Here is a 1,595-nt window from a genome sequence, read left to right as displayed (position 1 = left end):
AGATTCCGGGTTCGGCTCTGGCGAGCCGCCCCGGAATGACGGGGGCACCCTTCGGTTGCCGGAACAACATCCCCCCGCTACAACGGCCCCCGAGAGGATCACACCATGTCCGACATGCGCTTGATTGTTGCAGGAGCCGGCGGCCGGATGGGCCGGGCGCTGACGCGGGCAATTTCCGAGAGCAAAGGCGCGGTGCTGGCCGGCGCGCTGGAGGCACCAGGCTCCGAGCTGCTCGGCAAGGATGCAGGCGTGCTCGCGGGGCTGCCGGCCAATGGCATCAAACTCTCGGCCGATCTCTGGGCGATGTCGAAGGATGCCGACGGCATCCTCGATTTCACCGTGCCGGCCGCCACCATCGCCAATGTCGCGATCGCGGCCGAGCGCGGCATCGTTCATGTCGTCGGCACGACCGGCCTTTCGTCATCAGACAATGCCGTGATCAAGAGCGTGACCAACCGCGCCGTGGTGGTGCAGTCGGGCAATATGAGCCTCGGCGTCAATCTGCTCGCCGCCGTCGTCAAGCGCGTCGCCAAGGCGCTCGACGAGACCTTCGACATCGAGATCGTCGAGACGCATCACCGCATGAAAGTCGACGCGCCCTCGGGCACCGCGCTGATGCTGGGTCAGGCCGCCGCCGCCGGGCGCGGCGTCTCGCTCGACGAGCATTCGGAACGCGGCCGTGACGGCATTACCGGCGTACGAAAGTCCGGCGCCATCGGTTTCGCCTCCCTGCGCGGCGGCACCGCGGCGGGGGATCACACCGTGAGCTTCCTCGGCCCGTTCGAACGCCTGACGCTGTCGCATCACGCCGAGGACCGCATGCTGTTCGCGCACGGTGCGCTGAAGGCAGCGCTGTGGGCCCACGGCAAGAGCCCGGGACATTATTCGATGGCCGACGTGCTCGGTCTCGCCGACATCTGAACGCTATAACCAACGGAAAGCAGGAATGAGCGAACGTCTTCTCGTGCTCGTGCGCCACGGCCAGAGCGAATGGAATCTGAAAAACCTCTTCACCGGCTGGAAGGATCCTGACCTCACCGAGCAGGGCATCGCGGAAGCCAGGGAAGCCGGCCGCAAGCTCAAGGCGCAGGGGCTCGTGTTCGACGTCGCCTTCACCTCGGTGCTGACGCGCGCGCAGCATACGCTCGACCTGATCCTCACCGAGCTCGGCCAGACCGGCCTGCCGACGTCGAAGGATCTCGCGCTCAACGAGCGTGACTATGGAGATCTCTCCGGCCTCAACAAGGACGACGCGCGCAAGAAATGGGGCGAGGAGCAGGTGCATGTCTGGCGCCGCTCCTACGACGTGCCGCCGCCCGGCGGCGAAAGCCTGAAGGACACGCTCGCGCGCGCGCTGCCCTATTACGTGCAGGAGATCCTGCCCGGCGTGCTCAACGGCAAGCGCACCCTGGTCGCCGCCCACGGCAATTCGCTGCGCGCGCTGATCATGGTGCTGGAAAAGCTGTCGCCCGAAGGCATCTTGAAGCGCGAGCTCGCCACCGGCGTGCCGATCATCTATCGCCTCAACGCGGATTCGACCGTGGCGTCGAAGCTGGATCTGGCGGGCTGACTCAACTCTCTTCGCCTCTCCCCGC

The 1,595-nt window shown here is 66.3% G+C and carries 2 protein-coding genes; both read left to right on the top strand.

Annotated features, from left to right (window positions below):
- Nucleotides 1–105 precede the first annotated feature (105 nt).
- On the top strand, nt 106–921 hold the full coding sequence (gene dapB, locus C2U70_RS27625; RefSeq protein WP_140981790.1) for a 4-hydroxy-tetrahydrodipicolinate reductase: 816 nt from the start codon (nt 106–108) through the stop codon (nt 919–921).
- A gap of 25 nt (nt 922–946) precedes the next feature.
- Nucleotides 947–1,570 carry a 2,3-bisphosphoglycerate-dependent phosphoglycerate mutase gene (locus C2U70_RS27620; RefSeq protein WP_140981789.1) on the top strand — a complete coding sequence of 208 codons (624 nt, stop codon included), beginning with the start codon at nt 947–949 and terminating at the stop codon, nt 1,568–1,570.
- Nucleotides 1,571–1,595: the final 25 nt, after the last annotated feature.

Origin of the sequence: Bradyrhizobium guangdongense, assembly GCF_006483445.1 — a bacterium.
Classification (GTDB): Bacteria; Pseudomonadota; Alphaproteobacteria; order Rhizobiales; family Xanthobacteraceae; genus Bradyrhizobium; species Bradyrhizobium guangdongense_A.
The sequence above is the reverse complement of the archived record's forward strand: the minus strand, read 5'-3'. Positions and strand labels throughout refer to the sequence as shown.

Excerpts from the sequence above, each read along its gene's own strand:
- dapB (WP_140981790.1), top strand. The coding sequence starts at position 106 with ATGTCCGACATGCGCTTGATTGTTGCAGGAGCCGGCGGCCGGATGGGC.
- C2U70_RS27620 (WP_140981789.1), top strand. The coding sequence starts at position 947 with ATGAGCGAACGTCTTCTCGTGCTCGTGCGCCACGGCCAGAGCGAATGG.